The sequence below is a fragment of the Bradyrhizobium sp. CER78 genome (assembly GCF_029846235.1).
In the GTDB taxonomy this organism is placed as follows: Bacteria; Pseudomonadota; Alphaproteobacteria; order Rhizobiales; family Xanthobacteraceae; genus Bradyrhizobium.
Genome location: NZ_JARVWP010000004.1, coordinates 361372 through 382032, shown reverse-complemented (window position 1 = coordinate 382032; position 20661 = coordinate 361372). Strand labels below are relative to the sequence as shown.

Sequence of the window (20661 nt, the reverse complement as noted above, 5' to 3'; positions counted from 1 at the left end):
CCTGCTCGTTCGATTCATCATTAAGGTCGGCTGCAATTGATTTCCTCTCGCAGTGATGCATTTCACTTGACCGCAGCCGTGCACGATTTGAAGATCATCGCGGGGATTGAATCATGTTGGTGCAGGCTAGTCAGGGTCAATCCGGCTCCGCACATGTCGTGGTGCTCGGCAACGAGAAGGGTGGTTCGGGCAAGTCGACCACCGCCCTGCATATCGCCGTTGCGCTCCTGAAGGCCGGACAGCGCGTCGCCACCATCGATCTCGACTGCCGCCAGCAAAGCTTCACCCGCTATATCAGCAATCGCCAGGCCTGGGCGCGCCGCTCCGGGCTCGATCTCGAACTCCCCGCACACCACTGCATCAAGTACGGCGAGACGATGCAGATCGAGGAAAACGAGAACGCCGAGTTCCAGCAGTTCATGGCCGCCGTGAGCGCGGTCGAACGTGCCTATGATTTCATCGTCATCGATACCCCCGGCTCGGACAGCTACCTGATGCGGCTCGCGCATTCGATGGCCGACACGCTGGTGACGCCGATCAACGACAGCTTCCTCGACTTCGACGTGCTGGGCACCGTCGATCCGGCGACCTATTCGGTGATCGGCGAGAGCCATTATGCCGAGATGGTGCGCGACACTAGACGCAAGCGCCGCCAGCTCGACGGCGCCTCGACCGACTGGATCGTGGTGCGCAACCGGCTGTCGATGCTCGGCTCGCGCAACAAGCAGCTGGTCGCCGACGGCTTGAAGCAGCTGTCGCTCCGGCTCGGGTTCCGGGCGGTCGACGGCTTTGCCGAACGGGTGGTCTATCGCGAATTCTTCCCCCGCGGGCTGACGGCGCTCGACGAGATCGACGAGGCGACTTTGGGCACCCGCCCGAACCTCGGCCACGTCACCGCCCGCGAGGAGGTGATGAGCCTGCTGCGTCAGCTCAAGCTGCCGCTCGACGAACGCGGCCGCCGCCGCGCCGCCAACCGGGCCGAATGGTTCAGCCAGGTCGACAAGCCGCTCGAAGTCGACGACATCATCGGCAGCTAGCGATCGTGAAGTCACAGGGGCAGCCCTCAGCATCGCTCGCGCGGGAGGTGCGTGGCCAAAATATCGAAAACAACCCCATGCAAAGTAGCCGGTGGTGGCCAGCGTTCGGCCAGGTTACTTGACACGTCGGGCAACTCACAGGTATATTTCTAATATTCCGAAATTGCGTGCGGGCGCTCGTCCCGAGAGGGCATGGGGCATTCGCATGCTTCCGTAATGTGCTGGCCGGCCGTCGCAACGAAATCGGTTTGCTGGCGATCACCGCGGCAGTCATTATGATCGTTGCCGCTGAACGTCCAGACACGTCCTGCCGTTCAACCGGGCCTTCAAGGCGGCCACCGATCTGACCCCGACCGAATTCAGGCAGCTTGCGCTGGCCAAGGTGGCTCCCGATCCAGGCAAACGGACGACCGCCCAGGAATCGGCCAACCGAGCTGAGGAATCGGCCAGCCGAATTCTGAAGCCGGCGGGCGTGGACTGACGTTTTCGGGCAGATTTTCCGAACGATCGGTTTGGGCGGTCGCAAGCTGCGAAGCGAGGATTGAATGGAACGGCGCCAATTCATGTCACTTCTCGGCGGAGCTGCGTTGGCACCGCTCTCCAGCTTGCCGGTCTATGCGGATCCCGCCGACGGCTGCAGCGTTCCGGTCGGGCGAGACGACGGCTGGCCCGTCGCCACCGTGACTGAGGACAAGCTCATTGATCGCCAGGCGCTGTGCGCCATGGCCGATCGGATCGCGGCCACGAGCGACGGCAACATCCATTCCGTGCTGGTGGTTCGTGGTGGCAAACTGCAGTTCGAGCGCTACTTCAGGGGCCACGACGAGGTCCCGGGCCGCTTCTACGGCAGCCGGGTCGAAGACGTCACCTTCAATGCCGATACACTGCACAATTTGAAGTCGGTCTCGAAGAGCGTCGCGTCGCTCGCCGTCGGGATCGCGATCGATCGGGGGCTGATACGCAGCATCAACGAGCCGATCTTCAGCTTCTTCCCGGAATTGTCAGACCTGCGATCCCCCGAAAAGGACCGCATCCAGCTCGTGCACGCCCTCACCATGTCGATGGGATTGGCGTGGGTCGAGGCGACGCCTGCGACCGGAGACGACAACGACGAGGTGCGCATGCATCTGGCACCGGATGCGTGCCGTTACGTGCTCGGTCTTGCTGCAACGACCGCGCCGGGAGAGGCTTTCTTCTACAACACCGGCGCGCTGACGCTGATATCGGCCATTGTCCGCAAGGCGACCGGACATCCGCTCGATGAATTTGCGCGCACCGAATTGCTCGAGCCCCTGGGCATTACCCACTTCGAATGGAACCGGTTCAAAGGGGACAGCGATGCCGGTGGCGGCTTGCGCCTGCGACCTCGCGACATGGCCAAGATCGGCCAGCTTGTCCTCGCAGGCGGCCGCTGGAACGGTCGCCAGATCGTCCCAAAGGCATGGATCGAGAGCTCGACGCAATCGAAACTCAAGGCCACGGACCATCAATCCTATGGATACCTGTGGTGGCTTGGTCGCGCCCAGTTCAATGGGCGTGCGATCCAGTGGATCGGCGCGTTGGGTCGCGGCGGGCAATCGATCCGCGTCGTCCCGGAGCTCGATCTCGTCGTCGTCGTCACCGGGGGATACTACCAGGACTACAGCCCGCGGGCGTTTCAAGCGCAGTACGGGGTCTTCAAGGACGTCCTGCAAGGGATTTCGCCTCCGGCCTAGGGCGTGTACTCACTAAGGCAATTGACTGATGTCCGCTCAACCCCCAACCGCGGCGGAATAGCGGACATGGCCCGACGTCGCAGCAGAAACACCGTCGCTCAATGACAAATCATAGGCATACCGGAATAAATCCACAGTGCACCCGTTGCGATCCCACACAGCCATCCGATGACCGACCAGCCCCCTGCGTGCCACGACCAACGCGGAAACCGTGACCGTCTTCGTGGCGAACCGCTCTCGGTTGAAAAATCGCCTGAACAGGATGTCATCGAAAGTGTACCGACGCCCTACGAATGCCGGCGAAGGAATAGCAAACGCCAACCACGTAGACCGCTATGCTCAGCCCTTGCGCCGCAAGCCACACATTCTTTCCGGTCGGAATGGCATGATAATAAAAGTTGGGCCAGAAATAGTTGCAAATTACGTAGCCAGCGGCTGCAGATACGAGCGTGCAAACTAATCCGAACGCACAAAGCAAAGGCGCAATCCGCTCGTTGCTCGAAATATCTAGTGACCCACCCTGCCGATGGATTGCCTGATAACAAAAGCCGATGGCAACCATGCCGAGGCCGCCTGTCTTGAGAGTCAACTCTGCCAAGACTGCCGGGCAGCCCCACCAGAGCGTGATGTTTCTCAGAAAGTCCGGACCCACGTCTCCGGCTATGGCGCCAACCATGTAGTGGGCGATGGGAATAAAGCCGGTCAGAAATCCCGTGATAAATAGCCCCAGACCCCAACGGATGAACTTCCAACTAAGTGCTGTTGGCGTTATGTCGGCCCGGCCGTCCATTACAATAGCTGCTGAGCTCATACTCGCCCCCGTTGTAAGCTTGAAAGCCAAGGCACCTTGGCGCGCCTGAATGTTAGCGAGAGCAAAGGGCACACCGCTATGCAAAATCGGCGGCCTGTTGCCAAGGTCGGCATGTCCGCCACCGCTCATGAACGACAAAACTCAAGGTGAGCATAATAGGTCTACTTTCGGTGCATACCGACCGACCCATCCCTTGGTCGGCCAAGTTGAGCCAAGCTCCGAGCTGTGATTCAAGCTTCTGATCGAGGGGCCGAATCATGCGGTACGAACTCACTGACGAAGAGTGGCTGCAATCAAGCCGATGCTGCCCAACAAGCCTCGTGGCGTTCCCCGGGTAAATGACCGTCGTGTCCTCAATGGCATCTTCTGGGTCTTACGATCCGGAGCCCCCTGGCGCGATCTACCGGAGGCGTTTGGACCCTACACGACCTGCTACAACCGCTTCGTTCGGTGGAGGCGGGCCGGCGTCTGGAGCCGCATCATAGATGCATTTGCCGCCGCCCATGATGCCGCTGTCCAGATGATCGATACTTCCATGGTCCGCGTGCATCAGCATGGATCGTGCATAACGAGGAACGAGCGCCAGTTGATGGGAAGGTCACGCGGCGGATTGACCAGCAAAATTCATGCGTTGGTCGATAGCAACGGTCTGCCGGTACGGCTGGCGCTGAGCCCCGGTGAGGCCCACGACATTCGACATGCCGGAAAACTGCTGTCTCGTCTGAAATCCGGGTCAATGCTGCTTGCTGATCGTGGCTATGATGCCAACTGGATCAGAGAGCTTGCCATGAAGAAGGGCGCGTGGGCCAACATCCCACCCAAACGCAATCGCAACGATCCGATCTGCTTTAGCCCTTATCTCTACCGCGCCCGCAACAGGGTTGAACGGTTCTTCAATCGGATCAAGCAATGTCGCCGGGTCGCGACACGCTACGACAAGCTTGCGGCAAACTACTTTGCCTTCGTCCAACTCGCATCCATCCGGATATGGCTGGCTGCCCGTAATGAGTCCACGGCCTAGCTAGTTCGGCGTCAGCACCGTCATCTTGAACGGCCCGCTATTGGCGGCGGCATGCGCGACCGCGTCATTGGCGTGGTCGAGATCGAATGTCGTGACCTCGAACTGATCGAGCCGCAACAGCCCGGCGCGGGCGAGGTTGACGAGGCCGAATGCGGCTTCCGGTGGATACATCCAGACGCCGTGAATGGTGATGCATTCGCGCATGATCCAGGGATAGGGCAGGTCGAGCCCCGGTCCGCCCAGCATGCCGACGCCGCCCATCAAGACGACCCGGCCATAGGAACGCACCGTCATAATCGCCGCGCGGACGGTCGGTGTCGTCACCGATGGCGGCATCAGGTCGAGCACGCAATCGATGGGACCGGGGGCGGCGCGCCGCATGCGTTCGCGATCGTCGTCCTCGTTGCCGCCGAGCGTCACGGTGCGCACGCGCGGTCCGAACCTGCGGACCAGATCGGCCAGCACTTTCTCGTTGCGGCCGGGCGCGACCACGCAGGCGGCGCCCATCGCGAGCGCGACGGCAACCGCGGCACTGCCGAAATTGCCGGTCGCACCGTTCACCAGCACGGTCTCGCCCGGCTGCAGGCGCGCGGCCAGGAATCCGCCATAGGGTACGAGGCAGGTGCCGAGCGCGCACCATGACGGCGCGTCGGCCGGATCGATCGCGCCGATCCGCTTGGCGTTCTCGGTCGGCAGCAGCGTCTGCTCCGCAAACGTGCCGTGACGGAAGTGCCGCTGCAGGCGCAGCCCGCCTTCGCCGCGCGCGCTCCAGCCCTGCAAGGTGATGTCCGGCGAGATGCTGTCGTCGCGCGAGCGGAAAGTCGGATCGCAGTACACCCAATCGCCGGCGGCGAGGTGGGTTGCGTCGGGCCCCACCGCGCGAACCCGTCCGATGGCGCCGAGACCCGGAACGGCCGGCAACTCGAGCAGGTAGCGGCGGTCACCGCTGAACACCTCGTTGGTGTAGGACAGCACGCGTGTTGCGGCCACGTCGACGAGGACTTCGCCCGTTCCCATCACCGGTGCGGGGATCTCCTCGATCGCGAGCGGCGAGCCGAATGACTTTAGAACTGCTGCTTTCATCTGATCTCATCCCTTGCTGAGATCGGCATCATCCCGCGCTCCGTTGCAGCCAGGAAGACCTGGTATTATCCTAGGATTGACAGTCCTACTCGGGAGCCCGGTGATGGCCACTGCGCGGCAAAGCGAACTTGGCGATTTCCTGCGATCGCGGCGGCAGAAGCTGACGCCCAAGCTCACCGGCGCTCAGGCCGGGCGGCGGCGCCGAACGCCCGGCCTGCGCCGCGAGGAGGTGGCCGAGCTCGCCGGCATCGGGGTCGATTGGTACATCCGCCTCGAGCAGGGCCGCTCCGTCAGCCCGTCCGCCACCACGATCGACGCGCTGGCGCGGGCGCTGCGCCTCAGCAAGGCCGAGCACGCGCATCTGCGGGCGCTTGCAAAGGATGGCGACCGCCGGCCATTTGCGGCCGAGACCGTGCCGCCTGCGATCCGGCGCGTCGTCGAAAGCCTCAACCAGCCGGCCTATGTCACCGGGCGGCGATGGGACGTGCTGGCGTGGAACGCTGCCGCGGAAGAGGTCTTCGCGTTCGGCCGCTTGCCCGAGGACGCGCGCAATACGCTGCTCTTCGTGCTGACCAATCCCAAGAGCCGGCAGCTGTTCGGCGCAAGCTGGACCGAAGAGGCACGGCGCATCGTGACCCAGTTCCGCCGGACGCACGACCTCTGGGCCGGCGATCCGGCCTTCGTCGATCTGCAGGCGCGACTTCGCGCAGGCTGTCCGGAGTTCGACGGCTGGTGGGGAACCCACGACGTCAGCGTCAGCGTCGCGGGAACAAAGATGCTCAATCACCCCAAGCGTGGCCGGCTGACCTTCGAATATGCCACTTTCCAGGCAAATGACGATCCGGGCCTAAAACTGATCATTTACACCGAAATCCGTTGAAATCCGTGGTTTTCCGGTGATTTTTGTCACAGAGCGGCCAAAAAGCCGGAACAAAGGTGCCGGAATCCGGTTTCCCCTCAACGTCGATCCAAGGTACGAGCGTGGCTCGAACACAACCTTGGAAACTCACGTCAAAGGGGTAAGAGGAGAGTGCGAGCCGTCGCGTTGGTGGTGTGCATCTGCACAAACTATAGGTGCAACGCACAACGTTATGCCACGGAAGCCACAATATTTGGACTTCCTGTCACGGCGCTGTGACATATATTCTCAAAAGGAGGCCGAAGAGCCTCCGGCCAAAATCGCCCTTTCAAGGCGGGCACCTCGAGGACGTCATGAAGCGTGGAATTCTCGTTCTGCTTTCGCTCTCCGTGGTGATCACGGGTGCGTATTTCACCGCGAGCAAGTGGGCGATCCGTCACGAAACCATCATGTTCAAGGATCCGACGCGCGATGAGCGGCCGGTCGCGGTCGACGTTGCCGTGCGCTTCGACAAGGAGATGCAGGCCGACGCTGGCATGATCAAGCTTCCGGTTGCGATCCTCAATCATGGCAATACCGTCAAATTCACCGAATATTCCTTCCTCGCGAACGTGTTCGCGGCGCGCGGCTATCTGACGATCAGCATTCAGAACGATCTGCCGTCGGATGGACCGATGGTGACCAAGGTCGGCGAGCTCTATGTCGGCCGTCTGCCGCAGTATCAGCGCGGCATCACCAACATCAAATTCGCGATCGAGGAGATGAAGAAGCGTCAGCCGAACGCCGACTACAGCAAGCTGACGATGGTCGGCCATTCCAATGGCGGCGACATCGCGATGTATTTCGCCAAGCAGTATCCGGACGAGATCAAGAAGGTCGTCACGCTGGACAATCTGCGTGTGCCGTTCATGACCGACGGCAAGTTCAAGATTCTGTCGTTCCGTTCGCATGATCAGCAGTTCAAGCCCGATCCCGGCGTGGTGCCGGACGAGGAGGAGTGCGAGAAGGCCGGCATCACTGTCGTGAACACCAACTTCCAGCACAACGACATGCGCGACACCGGACCCGAGAAGGCCAAGGATTCGATCCAGGCCATGCTCGATAAATTCCTGGCCGACACCGACAGCGCCGTCGCGCCGGTCGACACGCGCAATTCGCCGCCGAAGATCCTGGAGCCCGGCCCGGTCTCGCTCTACGTGCCGGTCGAGAAGCCGCCCCAGACCTTCGGCGAGAAGCTCAAGAAGTCGCTCTCGCTGACCAAGACCGAGACCAAGAAGGGTCCGTCGGTTACGAACTGACAGGCCGCCCGGGATCCGATCCGGGCAGGCGGGCTCGTCACGTTGACCAATCCGATGCTGCGGCCCACATAGTGTTTGCTGTACGAGGCAAGCGCTGATGGCTGGCAAGACGATCAAACCGACATCCGGAAGCGAGGTGCGCCCGGCCAATGCGCCTGGCGTGCCGACGTCGAGTTCCAACGACATCGCCGCGTTCGTGGCGAAGGCACGGGCGATGTCGCCGCATCGCGCCGGCGCGCGCGGCAGGCTGGTGTTCGCACTCGACGCCACGATGAGCCGGCAGCCGACATGGGACTTGGCGTGCACGCTGCAAGCGGACATGTTCCGCGAGGCCGGCGCGCTCGGCAGCCTCGACGTCCGCCTCGTCTACTATCGCGGCTTCAACGAGTGCCGTGCCTCGGGCTGGATCTCCGACAGCGCGCAGCTTGCGCGGCTGATGAGCAAGATCGACTGCCAGGGCGGCAATACCCAGATCGGCAAGGTGCTGTCGGAGACGCGCCGCGAGGCGGTTGCGGCAGGCGTGCGCGCGCTGGTGTTCGTAGGTGATGCGATGGAGGAGAACGCCGACGCGCTGTGTGCAAGCGCCGGTGAGCTCGGCCTGCTCAAGGTGCCGGTGTTCATGTTCCAGGAGGGCGCGGACGCCACCGCCGAGCAGACGTTTCGCGAGATCGCGCGGCTGACCGGCGGCGCCTGGTGCAGGTTCGATCCCGGCGCGGCTGCACAGCTCCGCGAATTGCTGCGTGCCGCCGCGGCCTATGCGGCCGGCGGCCGCGAGGCGCTGCTGCAATTGGCGAAGACGACGAGCGGCGCGGCCAAATTGATCGGGCAGATGAAATAGGCGGCCCGTCGGATCAGGTTCCGCCGGCGGTCACGGCTTTTGCGATTGCGCCGAGCAGCGTCGACATGTTGGCCGTGACCTGTTTGGCCGCTTCGGCGACGCCGTGCCGTTCGGCGAGCCAGACCGGATCGTTGTAGGAGAACCAGCACACACCGGCGTCGTCCTGCCAGACCAGCGCCTTGAGCGGCAGATCGATCCCGATCGTCTGCGCAGCCTGCATCAAGGGCGTGCCGCCCTTCGCATTGCCAAACACGAACAGCTCGGTCGGACGGAGCGCGAGGCCGGCGCCGGCGGCGCCCGCAGCATGATCGATCTGCGCAAACAAGGTCAGCCCACTGGCCTGAAGTTCGGCCTTGAGCCGATCGGCAGTCTCCCTCGGCCCGACATTGCTACGAAGGCTGATCAGTCCGTCAATCGCCATCAGGTTTGCTCCAGCGCGGTTGCCGCAGGCTACTCAATCGCAGGGGGCGGCGCCACGCGGTGTGCTTCACGCTCCGGTGAGACGAAGCTTCGCATGCTTTTTGCCGCCGGGCCGCTTATATTCCGCGCATGCCAACCCTGATCGCCGGCGTCGTCGCCGTTGTCGTCCTTTACTCAGCGCTGCAGATGTTTCGTGCGGCCAATCCCGCCGTGCTTGCGCGTGCGATCAAGATCGGCGGCGGGGTGCTCGCGCTGGCGGTCGCGGCGTTTACCGGCGTGCGCGGCGAACTGGCGGTGGCCATCCCGCTCGGCATCTTCGGCGCCGGACTGCTCGGCTGGTCGCCGTTCGGGAACACCGGGCTTCCCAATTTCGGCGGCATGTTCGGCGGTTCGCGCAGCCCCGGACAAAGCTCGCGGGTGCGCTCGCATTATCTCGACATGAGCCTCGATCACGGCAGCGGCGTGCTCACCGGGCAGATCGTGGCGGGACCGCAGGCCGGCCGGATGCTCGACGAGTTCGACCTGTCGCAGCTGCTTGCGATGGTGCCGAGCTTCGACGCCGAAAGCGTTGCGCTACTTGAAAGCTATCTGGACCGCCGCTTTCCCGCCTGGCGTCAGGACGCACAGGGCGACCGGGCAGGGGGGCAAGGCCGTACGGCGACGAGCGGCAAAATGACGAACGAGGAGGCCTATCAGATCCTTGGCCTGCAGCCGGGGGCGTCGCGCGACGACATCAGCCGGGCTCACCGCACCCTGATGAAGAAACTGCATCCCGACCAGGGGGGCTCGACGTATCTCGCTGCCCGTGTGAACGAGGCCAAGGATACTCTGCTTCGCACGCATCTCTAACTCCGGCTACGCGACTGACGCCACAGCCGAGAGCTGCCTTCCGTTTCTGATTGATGCCCCGTCTGGCCCGCCGCTGTCCGGCGTGGCCGATCGTTCTTTCGTGAAAACTTAACCGTAAAATCTTGACGAGAAGTTTTCATGGCGGCGCCGCGTGCGGATGGGCCAGTCGATCTTGCGCGCTGCACGCAAAGCAAAAGGGCCGGCGCTTGCGGCGCCGGCCCTTTGAGATCAATCGATCGTGTCGATCAGTTGCGAACGGTGATGCAGGAGATCTCTGCACGCTTCAGCGTCTTGCACGCCGCTTCGGCCTGATCGCGCTCGAGACCGGCAAAGCGGGCGCGGTAGAGCTTGCGATTGTCCTTGGCGACGACCTCGGTGAACGGGTCAGCCTTGCTGAGCAGGCCGCGGGCCGAGCTGCGCGCAAGGTCGATACGCTTGTTGGCTTCGCCCTCGGACTCCAGCGCGCCGACCTGGATGATCCAGCCGGAATGCGCGGCGCCCGGCTTGACGGTGCTGGTCTGCGGGGCGGCCGGGAGGCTGCGGGTCGGTTCGATCGAGGCTACGGCCTGGGGGGCGGGGGCTGCGGCGGGTGCATGCACCGACGAAGCCGGCAGCACGCCGAGGATGCCGTTGCCGGTGCCGAAATTGGCCGGCTGCGGCGGCATCTCGGGCCTCGAGGTCTCGGCGGCCCGCGCCATCATCGCGTTGGAGGTCTCGGGGATCTCGCCGCGCGACGGGATCGTGTTGGTGATCGGCGGCGCGGACTGTGCCGGGCCGGCGGCGGCGAGCTTGATCTGGCCGGCCTTGACCTGCACGGTCTTCACCTTGACCGGCTTCATCGGTTCAGCCGAGCCGGGGATCGCGGCGAGTTGCTGGGTCTGGATCACGCCTGAGGTCAGCGGCGCCGGTTCGGGCTTGGCCTGCGGCTCCGGCTTTGCTGGGGCCGGCGGCAGCGCGGCTGCGGCGGCGGCCATCAGCGAAGGCTTGCTGGCCGGGCGCGGCGCGGGCAACGGAGCGGGGGCGGGCTCGGACGCGGCAACCGGCGAGCTATCCGCTTGGCGCGCATCGTCGGCATCGGCGACCTGGACATTGGCGTCCGCCGGGTTGCGCTCGGTGATCGCAGCGACGGTGCGGTTGGTAGCGCCCTTGCCGATGTTCTCGGCCAGCAGGTTGCGCATGATGGCGTCGCGGGAGCCGCCGCTGCGGCCGCCGAGCACCACGCCGACCAGGAAGCGATTGCCGCGGTGGATCGAGGTCACGAGGTTGAAGCCGGAGGCGCGGGTGTAGCCGGTCTTGATGCCGTCGACGCCCTCGACGCTGCCGAGCAGATGATTGTGACCGGTGATGGTGTGACCGCGGAAATTGAACGCGGTCGTCGAGAAGTAGCGGTAATAGCGCGGGAAGCGGTCCTGGATGGCGCGGCCGAGCGTCGACTGGTCGCGCGCCGTGGTGACCTGCTCGTCGTTGGGCAGACCGGAGGCATTGCGATAGACCGTCCGGCTCATGCCGAGCGCACGGGCCTTGCGGGTCATCATGCGGGCGAAGTCGTCTTCGCTGCCGCCGATCGCCTCGGCGATCACGACTGCCGCGTCATTGGCGGAGCGGGTGACGAGGCCCTTGATGGCGTCTTCGACCTTGATGGTCTGGCCGGGCCGCAGGCCGAGCTTGGTCGGGTCCTGCTCGGAAGCATGCTCGGAAACCGGCATCTCGGTGTCGAGCTTCATCTTTCCGGAATCGAGGCGCTCGAACAGCAAATAGAGCGTCATGATCTTGGTGAGCGAGGCGGGGTGCCGCAGGCCGTCCGGGCTGTTTGCCGTCAGCACCGAGCCGGTGTTGCCGTCGACGATGATCGACGCGAATTGCGGGCTGTAGCTTTCGCGCGCTTCCTCGCTGTGGTGGTGGCGGGCGGTGTGGCGCCGGTGGCGGCGCGCTTCCGCGCTATCGCTGGTGATCAGGATCGCCGTCGTGACGGTCACGAGCCCAAGAACACCAACTCGCAGCGCCCGCGAGGAGGCAAAGGTTGTTCGAAGCATCTACTTCCCCGTCCCAATTTCTATCTAGATCACTGGCCCGTGAGGCGAAATTGTGCCCGGCGGCCGTCGATCCTTGCCTGCGCAACAGACCACTTCGGGCAGAACCATCGGCCCTCGTGGCGGCTCAGGTCGCTCTTCTAGCTAAGGTGTTGTTCACAAACAGCTTTCAAGGCTGCCCGTCGGAAGGCGAACAAAGTCCGGGAATCAGGTTAGGCGGACCGAGTTTCCAAAAGATTAAGCAACCGTTGCGTAGTCCCCCGGGGTTTAGCGCAAATGCCTCGGATTCGCGCTGTCTGATTGTGCGTTGCACAATATTTGTTGACTTTATTGTGCGATGCGGTATTCTAATCAAGTCAGGGGGCCGGGAGCTTCCCGGCAATGGGAATTTGCGCCTTCAAGTCTGGGAAAAGGAATTCCAATCCATGGTCAAGATCGAAGACATTCAGAACTACGGTAAAGAGCATTTCGAGTCGGTCACCGCGTCTGCGAACAACCTGCAGAGCGGCGTCCAGGCGATCGCCACCGCTTACGGCGACTACGCCAAGAAGTCGTTTGAGGACACCAAGTCGTTCGTCGAGAAGCTGTCGGGCGTGAAGTCGCTGGACAAGGCGCTCGAGGCGCAGACCGAATACCTGCGCTCCTCCTACGAGACCTTCGTCGCGGAATCGCAGAAGATCGCCGGCCTGTACAGCGACTGCGCCAAGCAGACCTTCAAGCCCTATGAGGGTCTGGTCTCCAAGTTCGCGCCCGCTCAGTAAGCGCTGCTCAAGCCCGATAAGATTCGATTGAATCGTTATCGCGCTTTAGCTCCTTGTTTGAGCACGATCTTTTCGGAAAACCGCTTCGCACTTTTCGGATCATGCTTTGACCAAGCCAAACGAAAAGCCCGGCCGTTTCGGCCGGGCTTTTTTGTTGGGCGGGAGGCGGGCGGTTACTTCGCCAGTCGCAGCTTGCTGAGGGCCGTGCCGATCGTGTTGAAGGTCGTCACGATCTGGGTCGAACTGGTCAGCATGAAGAATTTGTCGGGGCTGCTGGCGCAGTTCTTCAGGACGGTCGAGGTCGGATCGGCGGGCGAACTCGTGTTCACTTGGATCGTGTAGATGGTGTACATCGGCGCGCCATTGGCGTCCTTCGCCGCTTGCAGATTTTGGCACTGCAGGGTCTGCCGGGCGTCGATCGGATTGCCCGAGGCCTGCGAGCTGCCGTCGCCGTAATCGGGCCAGCGGTCTTGGGTATTCAAACCGTCGGACAGCAGGATGATGACCCGGTTGTAGGTGGTGTTGGAGTCCTCGGCCGGTGTGTTCAGCGGACCGCCCACCAGAAGGGACTGCCACGCCACGGCCAATCCGATCGACTGGTCGGTGCCGCCGGTCGGCTGCATCGCATTGACGGCGGTCTTGAGCGCACTCCAATTGTAGCTTAGCGGAATGACCGGCTCGAGCGGTGGAGATGCGCTGCTGCTGCAAAAGGCGTTGCCACCCCAGGTGTCGAAATACTCGTTGGCCGGAAACAGCGTCGTAACGTCCGACGACACCGGCAGCGCGCCCGTCGCATCGTTCGGCTGGGTGCGGTCTGCGACGCAGCCGGTCCAGGTGCTGATCGGGTTGGTGGAGGGCTGGCGCCAGTCATTTGCGACCCCCACAGCGTTGGGGGTCCAGACGTGGTCCTTGTTCGGGGTATTGCTGTTATCCTTGAAACCGACGATGGCGGAAACCCTGGGTTGGTTCGGATTGTCCGTCAGGTCGTTAGGCCCAGGCTGTGTCCAGTTGTGAACATAGGTCCATCCGGTACAGTACTTGCCGCTGCCGGTGCCGCTGCAAGTGCAACCCGAGACGCTGGAGCCAGAGGCGTTCTTTGGGCAGCTGCAGTTCGAGCTTCCGCTGCAGAATTTCTCCTGGAGGCCGGTTGGTTCGCTGCTCCAGCAGCCGTTGTACTTTGTCTGGGTGTTGGTATCGGCGGTCGGGCAAATTGGGTTTTTGACGGATGCGCCGTTCACTGTGACAGTCGTCGACGGGATCCATGACGTGGTCGAACTGTCGCTTGCCGTGGGACCTGTTTTACAAACGAAGCCACCGTTCGCGGCGCCATTGGTGTTGCCAGTGGTGTTGGTGAACGGGCATCTCGCACCAGGTCCCACGGCATGCCAGTTGATGGGAAGCGTCGCGACACTCTGTCCGTTGTTGGGCTGGGTGGTGGGCGGATTGAGCCAGTCGGTCCAATCGATCCAGCTCTGGCCGTAGTTGCTGGAGCCGACATTGACGTCCTTGGCGAACGGGATGACGGAGATGTAGACGTCGCCGTTGTTCTTGCTCAGCGCGCTGAGCTGGTCGATCAGGCCGCCGGATCCGGCCACCGCGTTTCGCAGCGCGACAATCTTGCCGTTGTCGGCCATCGATCCCGTGTTGTCGAGGGCGAGGGCGACGCGCATCTTGGCGTTGCCCCAAGTGGTCGTGGTCGAGCTGCTGAAATTCAGCTTCGGAAAGCCGGCAAGCTGCATGAAATCGGATTTGACGAAGCCGGACCCGCTCAGCAGGATGGTCGCCGCCGCGCTCGAGGTCGGGGTCGTATAGGTGGCCGAGACCGCAAGGCCCTGGCCGTCCTTGTTGGTGTAGAGGCCATTGAAATAGGACTGGGCCTTGCTCGGGATCTGCGCGGCCGTGATGTTGCCCATGGTCAGGTCCTTGGACAGCATCAGCGCGGTGGAATCGAGCGCCGCCTGCATCGAGGAGCGGGCGCTGTTGGCGCGGGTATAGTCGATTGCGGCCCCCACGAAGGCGAGGATCGGCAGCATCGCGAAGGTGAACATCACCGCGACGTTGCCGCTCCTTGACCCGGAAAACCGGCGGGCGGCCGCGCGGACGCGATTGGAAATGGTTGAACCAAGCATTGGCGCTCTCGTCGAAGTGGAATGCGCGGCCATGTCTACGCGCGCAGCTAAACAGATGATGAATCGGGTCGGGCAAACCCGCACGGGGGCGCCGGTGGCGGTCAAAAGCAGGGCAAAAGCACGCGCTATCCTCAATGCCCTCTAAATTGGCTGCCCCGATCCTTTGTCAAATCAGGCAGAAATGATTAACCTTCCGAGGGTTGCCGCGCCGGGAATCGGACCGGTGGGCTACGGCGGGTCTGCGCTTGCGGCAGGGCGTCGTGAGGCCCATATTCGGGAGACCGATCCGGCCGCCGGATCGGACCGGGAGCGGCAATCTGGAAAGCATTGCTGGGGTTCCGCGATCAGTCCTGCGGCAATCGCGACCACCCAGCCAATCGCCATCCGGTTTCCGCCGGTCTCCCTTGGGGAATTCGAACGCCTGAGCCATGTTGCGACCCACGTTGACAGTCCCGATCTTCGAGCCGGTTTCGTCCATGCCGGCGGTGCCCGCCGCGCCGGTGCCGAAAATGAGCAATGACGACAACCGCAATGGCGCGGGCAGCGGCCCGTCGACCTCGGTCATCACCAAGGTCAAGCCGAAGACCAAGCGCCCGAACCTGTATCGCGTCCTGATCCTGAACGACGACTACACGCCGATGGAGTTCGTCGTTCACGTGCTGGAACGATTCTTCAACAAGGACGCCGAGGCCGCGACCACGATCATGCTGCACGTTCACCATCACGGGATCGGTGAGTGCGGCGTGTTTACCTATGAGATCGCCGAGACCAAAGTGACACAAGTCATGGACTTCGCGCGCAAGCATCAGCATCCACTGCAATGTGTGATGGAAAAGAAGTAGTCGGCGGGAACGAGTGACCTGCCGCGGGGAGCGGAACGGGTCTTGCATCGCGTTTTGTGACGGTGGCGAACCGCGTTCCCGTATGACCACGGGCGCGGCCGGGCGACGTTCGAGCGCCCGAAATTTAGAAGAAAACCATCACCGCGGGACCGGTCTTTCGCCACGATCCGTCGTAACTATATCAATGGCGATCACGAAGGTTGTTATTGCCTGACCCGGTAATGGCGATCATGATGGCCGGGGGCCATAGAGGACGCGAATGCCAACTTTTTCTCAAAGCCTTGAACAATCGCTGCACCGTGCATTGGCGATCGCGAACGAGCGTCACCATCAATATGCGACGCTCGAACATCTGCTGCTGTCGCTGATCGACGACTCGGATGCGGCGGCGGTGATGCGGGCCTGCAGTGTCGATCTCGACAAGCTGAGGACGAGCCTCGTCAACTATCTCGAGACCGAATTCGAAAACCTGGTGACGGACGGCGCGGATGACGCGAAGCCGACCGCCGGGTTCCAGCGCGTGATCCAGCGCGCGGTGATTCACGTTCAGTCGTCCGGTCGCGAGGAGGTGACCGGCGCCAATGTCCTGATCGCGATCTTCGCCGAGCGCGAGAGCCACGCTGCGTATTTCCTGCAGGAGCAGGACATGACGCGCTACGACGCCGTCAACTACATCAGCCACGGCATCGCCAAGCGGCCCGGCGTCTCCGAGGCGCGGCCGGTGCGCGGCGTCGACGAGGAGACCGAGACCAAGGGCAACGAGGACTCCAAGAAGAAGGGCGAGGCGCTCGAGACCTATTGCGTCAACCTCAACAAGAAGGCGCGCGACGGCAAGATCGATCCGGTGATCGGCCGCAATGCCGAGATCAACCGTGCGATCCAGGTGCTGTGCCGCCGCCAGAAGAACAATCCGCTGTTCGTCGGCGAAGCCGGCGTCGGCAAGACCGCGATCGCCGAAGGCCTCGCCAAGCGCATCGTCGACAGCGACGTGCCTGAGGTGCTGGCGGCCGCGACCGTGTTCTCGCTCGACATGGGCACGCTGCTCGCAGGCACCCGCTACCGCGGCGATTTCGAGGAGCGGCTGAAGCAGGTCCTGAAGGAGCTGGAGGCGCATCCGAACGCCATCCTGTTCATCGACGAGATCCACACCGTGATCGGCGCCGGCGCCACCTCCGGCGGCGCGATGGATGCGTCCAACCTGCTGAAGCCGGCACTGGCTTCGGGCACGATCCGCTGCATGGGCTCGACCACCTACAAGGAATACCGTCAGCACTTCGAGAAGGACCGCGCGCTGGTGCGGCGCTTCCAGAAGATCGACGTCAACGAGCCGACGGTGGAAGACGCCATCGCGATCCTCAAGGGCCTCAAGCCCTATTTCGAGGATTACCATCGGCTGAAATACACCAATGAGGCGATCGAGGCGGCCGTGCAGCTGTCGTCGCGCTACATCCACGACCGCAAGCTGCCCGACAAGGCGATCGACGTGATCGACGAGTCCGGCGCGGCGCAGATGCTGGTCGCCGAGAGCAAGCGTAAGAAGACGATCGGCATCAAGGAGATCGAGACCACGATCGCGACCATGGCGCGGATTCCGCCGAAGAGCGTGTCGAAGGATGATGCCGAGGTGCTGAAGCATCTCGAGCAGACCCTGAAGCGTACGGTGTTCGGCCAGGACAAGGCGATCGAGTCGTTGTCGGCGTCGATCAAGCTGGCGCGTGCCGGCCTGCGCGAACCGGAGAAGCCGATCGGCTGCTACCTGTTCTCGGGTCCGACCGGCGTCGGCAAGACCGAGGTGGCGAAGCAACTGGCGGCGACGCTCGGCGTCGAGCTGCTGCGCTTCGACATGTCCGAATACATGGAGCGGCACACCGTGTCGCGCCTGATCGGCGCACCTCCCGGCTATGTCGGCTTCGACCAGGGCGGCCTGCTCACCGATGGCGTGGACCAGCATCCGCATTGCGTGGTGCTGCTCGACGAGATCGAGAAGGCGCATCCGGACCTGTACAACGTGCTGCTGCAGATCATGGACCATGGCCGGCTCACCGACCACAATGGCAAGCAGGTCAACTTCCGCAACGTGATCCTGATCATGACCACAAATGCGGGCGCGGCCGATCTCGCGCGGCAGGCCTTCGGCTTCACCCGCTCTAAGCGGGAAGGCGACGACCACGAGGCGATCAACCGGCAGTTCGCGCCCGAGTTCCGCAACCGGCTGGATGCGATCGTCTCCTTCGCGCACCTCAATGCCGACGTCATCGGCATGGTGGTCGAGAAGTTCGTGCTGCAGCTCGAGGCGCAACTCGCCGACCGCGACGTCACGATCGAGCTGTCCGAGCCCGCCAAGGCTTGGCTGATCGAGCACGGCTATGACGAGCAGATGGGCGCACGTCCGATGGCGCGCATCATCCAGGAGCACATCAAGAAGCCGCTCGCGGATGAAGTGCTGTTCGGCCAGCTGAAGGGCGGCGGCCACGTCCGCGTCATCCTGGTCAAGGACGAGGCGACCGCCAAGGACAAGATCGGCTTCGAATATGTCGAGGGCCCGGTCACGCCGAAGCCCGAGAACCTGCCGCCGCGCAAGCGCAAGCCGCCGAAAGGTGGCCCGAACAACGGTGGCGGAGGCGGCACCAAGGGGCCGGTCTCGAAGGGGCCGATGGTCAAGGTCTGAGGCGAAAGCGCTATGAATTGAAAAGGCCGGCTTAACAGCCGGCCTTTTTGTTTGCGATCGTACGGCCGGAGTACAGGCAGCTAAACTGGGATGAGTTTTTGGTTGAATTGGCTCGGCGCCGTCTTGCTTCACCTCTCCCCGTTGGGGAGAGGTCGGATTGCGAAGCAATCCGGGTGAGGGCTCTTGCTCTCTCGATGGACCGCAACCCCTCACCCGATTTGCTGCGCAAATCGACCTCTCCCAAGGGAGAGGTGAACCTTCGACGCCGTTCCAGCTCAACCTAATCTCATCAGGCTTTAGTCTAGCTGAGCCGCTGCTTAAGCTCCCTCATAATCGGACAGCAGCTTTGCAAGCAGTTCAAGTTCGTCAGGGGATTTTTCGGTCGGATCATTGATGACGTTCTGAAGCAAATAGAACTCGGTATCGTTCTTGATCCTCCCTCGCTTGAGGATATTGGCGTAACCTCGCGAGTAGCGTTTGCGCAATTCGGAGAGCGTGATGATCCCGCGGCTGATCAGCTCGGCATCCAAATTTGCAACTTCAGCTGGATCAAAAGACGAGGATCGCTCCACACAATCATTAATCGCTTGACGCAACCCCTGGAAGGCCAGTCGGGGACTCTTCTTTTCGATCGCCTCCAAGACAGCCAGAGGATGCTTCTCCGGCGGCAAAGATTCCATCGGCATGTATCGTTCAACGTAGAACGAAAAGAAATTCTTGAGCTGCGCATACTCGCTTCGATTGAAGTTCTGCATCGCTGCGTACCTGTGGCTCGCTACCAAGCTCGAACCAGCGGGGAAGGGGCTGTTCCGGGGACCGTCGCGCCCCATCGTATTACGGATTGTTGCCCGACGGATCGCGCCTCACTCGCCCTTCAAACGCTGCCCCTCCTGGACCCGCACCCGCTCGGCGCCGCGGCTGCCGGCGGAGGACAGCCGCAGCGTGCTGAGCACGGCGCCGACGACGGCAAAGCCGACGCCGACCATCAGCGAGATCCTGGTGCCGTCGGCCGGATAGCGCGCCAGCAGCATCGCCACCAAGGCGGCGCCGATGGTCTGTCCGAGCAGGCGCGCGGTGCCCAGCATGCCGCTGGCGCCGCCCGAGCGCTCGCGCGGGGCGGCCGCGATCATGGTGCGGTTGTTCGGGGTCTGGAACAGGCCGAAGCCGGCACCGGCGAGCGCCATGCGCCAGATCACGTCGATTGGCGCGGCATTGGCAGGCATGAACGCCAGCGTGCCCAATCCCAGCGCGAACAGCAGCAGGCCGATGCCGCCGAGCAGGCCGGCCGGATAGCGCTCGACCAGCCAGCCCGCGATCGGCGCGGCAAAGGCGACCGCGATCGGCCACGGCGTGATCAGGAGGCCGATCTGCACCGCCGAATAGCCGAAATGGTTTTCGAGGTAGAACGGCATCGCGACGAAGGCCAGCATCTGGCCGCAGAACGAGGCGATCGAGGTGCCGATCGAGAGCGCGAAGATCGGGATCCGCAACAGGTCGACCGGCAGCAGCGGCGATGGCAGATTCAGCTGTCGCCGGTACAGCAGATGCGAGGCGACCACGGCGATGGCGAATTCCAGGGCGCAGACATAGAGCGCCTCGCCATGGCCGGCGCTGTCGATCGCGCTGATGCCGAACCCGAACGCGATCGCGCTCATGCCGGCGCTCAGCCAGTCAAAGGCGTGCACGGCGGGCCTGGTGTGCGGCAGGAAGCGCCAGCCCAGCGCCAGCGTGACGATGCCGAGCGGGACGTTGATGGCGAACAGATAGGGCCAGGTGCCGACTGCCAGGATGAACGAGGCGATGGTCGGGCCGGCCGCAGCCGAGATCGCGACGACCAGCGCGTTGACGCCGATGCCGCGGCCGAGCAGCGAATGCGGATAGATGAAGCGGACCAGCGCGGAGTTGACGCTGAGGATGCCGGCGGCACCGAACCCTTGCAGGATGCGGGCGATCGTCAGCAGCGGCAGCGTATGCGACAGCGCGCAGAACAGCGACGCCAGCGTGAACAGCAGCAAGCCCGCCAAATAGACTCGGCGATAGCCGATGATCTCGCCGAGCGAGGCCAGCGGCAGCAGCGAGATCGTGATCGCCAGCTGATAGCCGTTGACGATCCAGATCGAGAAGGCGGGACTGGCGTTAAGATCCCGGGCAATGGTCGGCAGCGCGACATTGGCGATCGAGCCGTCGACGACGGCCATCACGAGGCCGAGCGCGATCGTGAGAATGGCCCAATTGCGCTGCGGCTGCGGCAGCCCGTCGGGATGCTCAATAATCGCGGACGACATGTCGTGAGGTTGCTC

At 63.1% G+C, this 20661-nt stretch carries 17 protein-coding genes; 10 read left to right on the top strand and 7 right to left on the bottom strand.

Features of this window, described 5'->3' with window-relative positions; genetic code table 11:
• Nucleotides 1–113: 113 nt before the first annotated feature.
• Nucleotides 114–1037 carry a division plane positioning ATPase MipZ gene (locus QDT69_RS10655; protein WP_074131982.1) on the top strand — a complete coding sequence of 308 codons (924 nt, stop codon included), beginning with the start codon at nt 114–116 and terminating at the stop codon, nt 1035–1037.
• A gap of 563 nt (nt 1038–1600) precedes the next feature.
• On the top strand, nt 1601–2752 hold the full coding sequence (locus QDT69_RS10650) for a serine hydrolase (RefSeq protein ID WP_279706526.1): 1152 nt from the start codon (nt 1601–1603) through the stop codon (nt 2750–2752).
• A gap of 265 nt (nt 2753–3017) precedes the next feature.
• On the opposite strand, the gene QDT69_RS10645 is transcribed toward QDT69_RS10650, so the two are convergent.
• Complete coding sequence (locus QDT69_RS10645; protein ID WP_279706525.1) at nt 3018–3692, bottom strand: hypothetical protein; 675 nt, start codon at nt 3690–3692, stop codon at nt 3018–3020.
• Nucleotides 3693–3820: 128 nt separating this feature from the next.
• On the opposite strand from QDT69_RS10645, the gene QDT69_RS10640 reads away from it, so the two are divergent.
• A protein-coding gene (locus tag QDT69_RS10640; protein ID WP_279706524.1) for an IS5 family transposase occupies nt 3821–4584 on the top strand; the annotation gives its coding sequence in 2 pieces (ribosomal slippage) (nt 3821–3851 and nt 3851–4584; 765 coding nt in all).
• On the opposite strand, the gene QDT69_RS10635 is transcribed toward QDT69_RS10640, so the two are convergent.
• Nucleotides 4585–5667, bottom strand: coding sequence for a zinc-binding alcohol dehydrogenase family protein (locus QDT69_RS10635; RefSeq protein ID WP_279706523.1), 1083 nt, complete (start codon nt 5665–5667; stop codon nt 4585–4587).
• Nucleotides 5668–5770: 103 nt separating this feature from the next.
• Between QDT69_RS10635 and QDT69_RS10630 the strand changes: the two genes are divergently transcribed.
• From QDT69_RS10630 to QDT69_RS10620, 3 genes are all read left to right on the top strand, one after another.
• Nucleotides 5771–6547, top strand: a complete 777-nt coding sequence (locus tag QDT69_RS10630) for a helix-turn-helix transcriptional regulator (protein WP_279706522.1) — start codon at nt 5771–5773, stop codon at nt 6545–6547.
• Nucleotides 6548–6879: 332 nt separating this feature from the next.
• Complete coding sequence (locus QDT69_RS10625; protein WP_279706521.1) at nt 6880–7824, top strand: alpha/beta fold hydrolase; 945 nt, start codon at nt 6880–6882, stop codon at nt 7822–7824.
• 97 nt (nt 7825–7921) lie between these two features.
• A complete protein-coding gene (locus QDT69_RS10620) occupies nt 7922–8662 on the top strand; it encodes a VWA domain-containing protein (protein WP_279706520.1) in 741 nt (246 codons plus the stop codon).
• A gap of 13 nt (nt 8663–8675) precedes the next feature.
• On the opposite strand, the gene QDT69_RS10615 is transcribed toward QDT69_RS10620, so the two are convergent.
• Complete coding sequence (locus QDT69_RS10615) at nt 8676–9083, bottom strand: DUF302 domain-containing protein (protein ID WP_279706519.1); 408 nt, start codon at nt 9081–9083, stop codon at nt 8676–8678.
• Nucleotides 9084–9211: 128 nt separating this feature from the next.
• Here QDT69_RS10615 and QDT69_RS10610 point away from each other — a divergent pair, with 128 nt between their 5' ends.
• Complete coding sequence (locus tag QDT69_RS10610) at nt 9212–9931, top strand: DnaJ domain-containing protein (RefSeq protein WP_279706518.1); 720 nt, start codon at nt 9212–9214, stop codon at nt 9929–9931.
• A gap of 245 nt (nt 9932–10176) precedes the next feature.
• Here QDT69_RS10610 and QDT69_RS10605 read toward each other — a convergent pair whose 3' ends face one another.
• Nucleotides 10177–11964: a D-alanyl-D-alanine carboxypeptidase gene (locus tag QDT69_RS10605; RefSeq protein ID WP_279706517.1), complete on the bottom strand. Its 1788-nt coding sequence runs from the start codon at nt 11962–11964 to the stop codon at nt 10177–10179.
• 422 nt (nt 11965–12386) lie between these two features.
• Here QDT69_RS10605 and QDT69_RS10600 point away from each other — a divergent pair, with 422 nt between their 5' ends.
• Nucleotides 12387–12722 (top strand): phasin family protein, encoded by a 336-nt coding sequence (locus tag QDT69_RS10600; RefSeq protein ID WP_021078275.1) that lies wholly within the window; start codon nt 12387–12389, stop codon nt 12720–12722.
• Nucleotides 12723–12895: 173 nt separating this feature from the next.
• On the opposite strand, the gene QDT69_RS10595 is transcribed toward QDT69_RS10600, so the two are convergent.
• Nucleotides 12896–14851, bottom strand: a complete 1956-nt coding sequence (locus QDT69_RS10595; protein WP_279706516.1) for a pilus assembly protein — start codon at nt 14849–14851, stop codon at nt 12896–12898.
• 509 nt (nt 14852–15360) lie between these two features.
• Here QDT69_RS10595 and clpS point away from each other — a divergent pair.
• Together clpS and clpA are read left to right on the top strand one after the other, a co-directional pair.
• Nucleotides 15361–15693 (top strand): ATP-dependent Clp protease adapter ClpS, encoded by a 333-nt coding sequence (gene clpS, locus QDT69_RS10590; RefSeq protein ID WP_050421723.1) that lies wholly within the window; start codon nt 15361–15363, stop codon nt 15691–15693.
• Nucleotides 15694–15952: 259 nt separating this feature from the next.
• A complete protein-coding gene (gene clpA, locus QDT69_RS10585; protein ID WP_279706515.1) occupies nt 15953–18361 on the top strand; it encodes an ATP-dependent Clp protease ATP-binding subunit ClpA in 2409 nt (802 codons plus the stop codon).
• A 317-nt stretch (nt 18362–18678) separates the two neighbouring features.
• On the opposite strand, the gene QDT69_RS10580 is transcribed toward clpA, so the two are convergent.
• Together QDT69_RS10580 and QDT69_RS10575 are read right to left on the bottom strand one after the other, a co-directional pair.
• Nucleotides 18679–19116: a hypothetical protein gene (locus QDT69_RS10580; protein ID WP_279706514.1), complete on the bottom strand. Its 438-nt coding sequence runs from the start codon at nt 19114–19116 to the stop codon at nt 18679–18681.
• A gap of 108 nt (nt 19117–19224) precedes the next feature.
• Entirely contained in the window at nt 19225–20646 is a 1422-nt protein-coding gene (locus QDT69_RS10575) for an MFS transporter (protein ID WP_279706513.1), read from the bottom strand.
• Nucleotides 20647–20661 lie beyond the last annotated feature (15 nt).

Bases quoted from the DNA above. Each gene is read 5' to 3' on its own strand.
- QDT69_RS10615 (WP_279706519.1), bottom strand. From the start codon at position 9,083: ATGGCGATTGACGGACTGATCAGCCTTCGTAGCAATGTCGGGCCGAGG.
- QDT69_RS10595 (WP_279706516.1), bottom strand. From the start codon at position 14,851: ATGCTTGGTTCAACCATTTCCAATCGCGTCCGCGCGGCCGCCCGCCGG.
- QDT69_RS10580 (WP_279706514.1), bottom strand. From the start codon at position 19,116: ATGCAGAACTTCAATCGAAGCGAGTATGCGCAGCTCAAGAATTTCTTT.
- QDT69_RS10600 (WP_021078275.1), top strand. From the start codon at position 12,387: ATGGTCAAGATCGAAGACATTCAGAACTACGGTAAAGAGCATTTCGAG.
- QDT69_RS10610 (WP_279706518.1), top strand. From the start codon at position 9,212: ATGCCAACCCTGATCGCCGGCGTCGTCGCCGTTGTCGTCCTTTACTCA.
- QDT69_RS10575 (WP_279706513.1), bottom strand. From the start codon at position 20,646: ATGTCGTCCGCGATTATTGAGCATCCCGACGGGCTGCCGCAGCCGCAG.
- clpS (WP_050421723.1), top strand. From the start codon at position 15,361: ATGAGCAATGACGACAACCGCAATGGCGCGGGCAGCGGCCCGTCGACC.
- QDT69_RS10605 (WP_279706517.1), bottom strand. From the start codon at position 11,964: ATGCTTCGAACAACCTTTGCCTCCTCGCGGGCGCTGCGAGTTGGTGTT.
- QDT69_RS10645 (WP_279706525.1), bottom strand. From the start codon at position 3,692: ATGAGCGGTGGCGGACATGCCGACCTTGGCAACAGGCCGCCGATTTTG.
- QDT69_RS10620 (WP_279706520.1), top strand. From the start codon at position 7,922: ATGGCTGGCAAGACGATCAAACCGACATCCGGAAGCGAGGTGCGCCCG.
- QDT69_RS10650 (WP_279706526.1), top strand. From the start codon at position 1,601: ATGTCACTTCTCGGCGGAGCTGCGTTGGCACCGCTCTCCAGCTTGCCG.
- clpA (WP_279706515.1), top strand. From the start codon at position 15,953: ATGCCAACTTTTTCTCAAAGCCTTGAACAATCGCTGCACCGTGCATTG.
- QDT69_RS10625 (WP_279706521.1), top strand. From the start codon at position 6,880: ATGAAGCGTGGAATTCTCGTTCTGCTTTCGCTCTCCGTGGTGATCACG.
- QDT69_RS10630 (WP_279706522.1), top strand. From the start codon at position 5,771: ATGGCCACTGCGCGGCAAAGCGAACTTGGCGATTTCCTGCGATCGCGG.
- QDT69_RS10655 (WP_074131982.1), top strand. From the start codon at position 114: ATGTTGGTGCAGGCTAGTCAGGGTCAATCCGGCTCCGCACATGTCGTG.
- QDT69_RS10635 (WP_279706523.1), bottom strand. From the start codon at position 5,667: ATGAAAGCAGCAGTTCTAAAGTCATTCGGCTCGCCGCTCGCGATCGAG.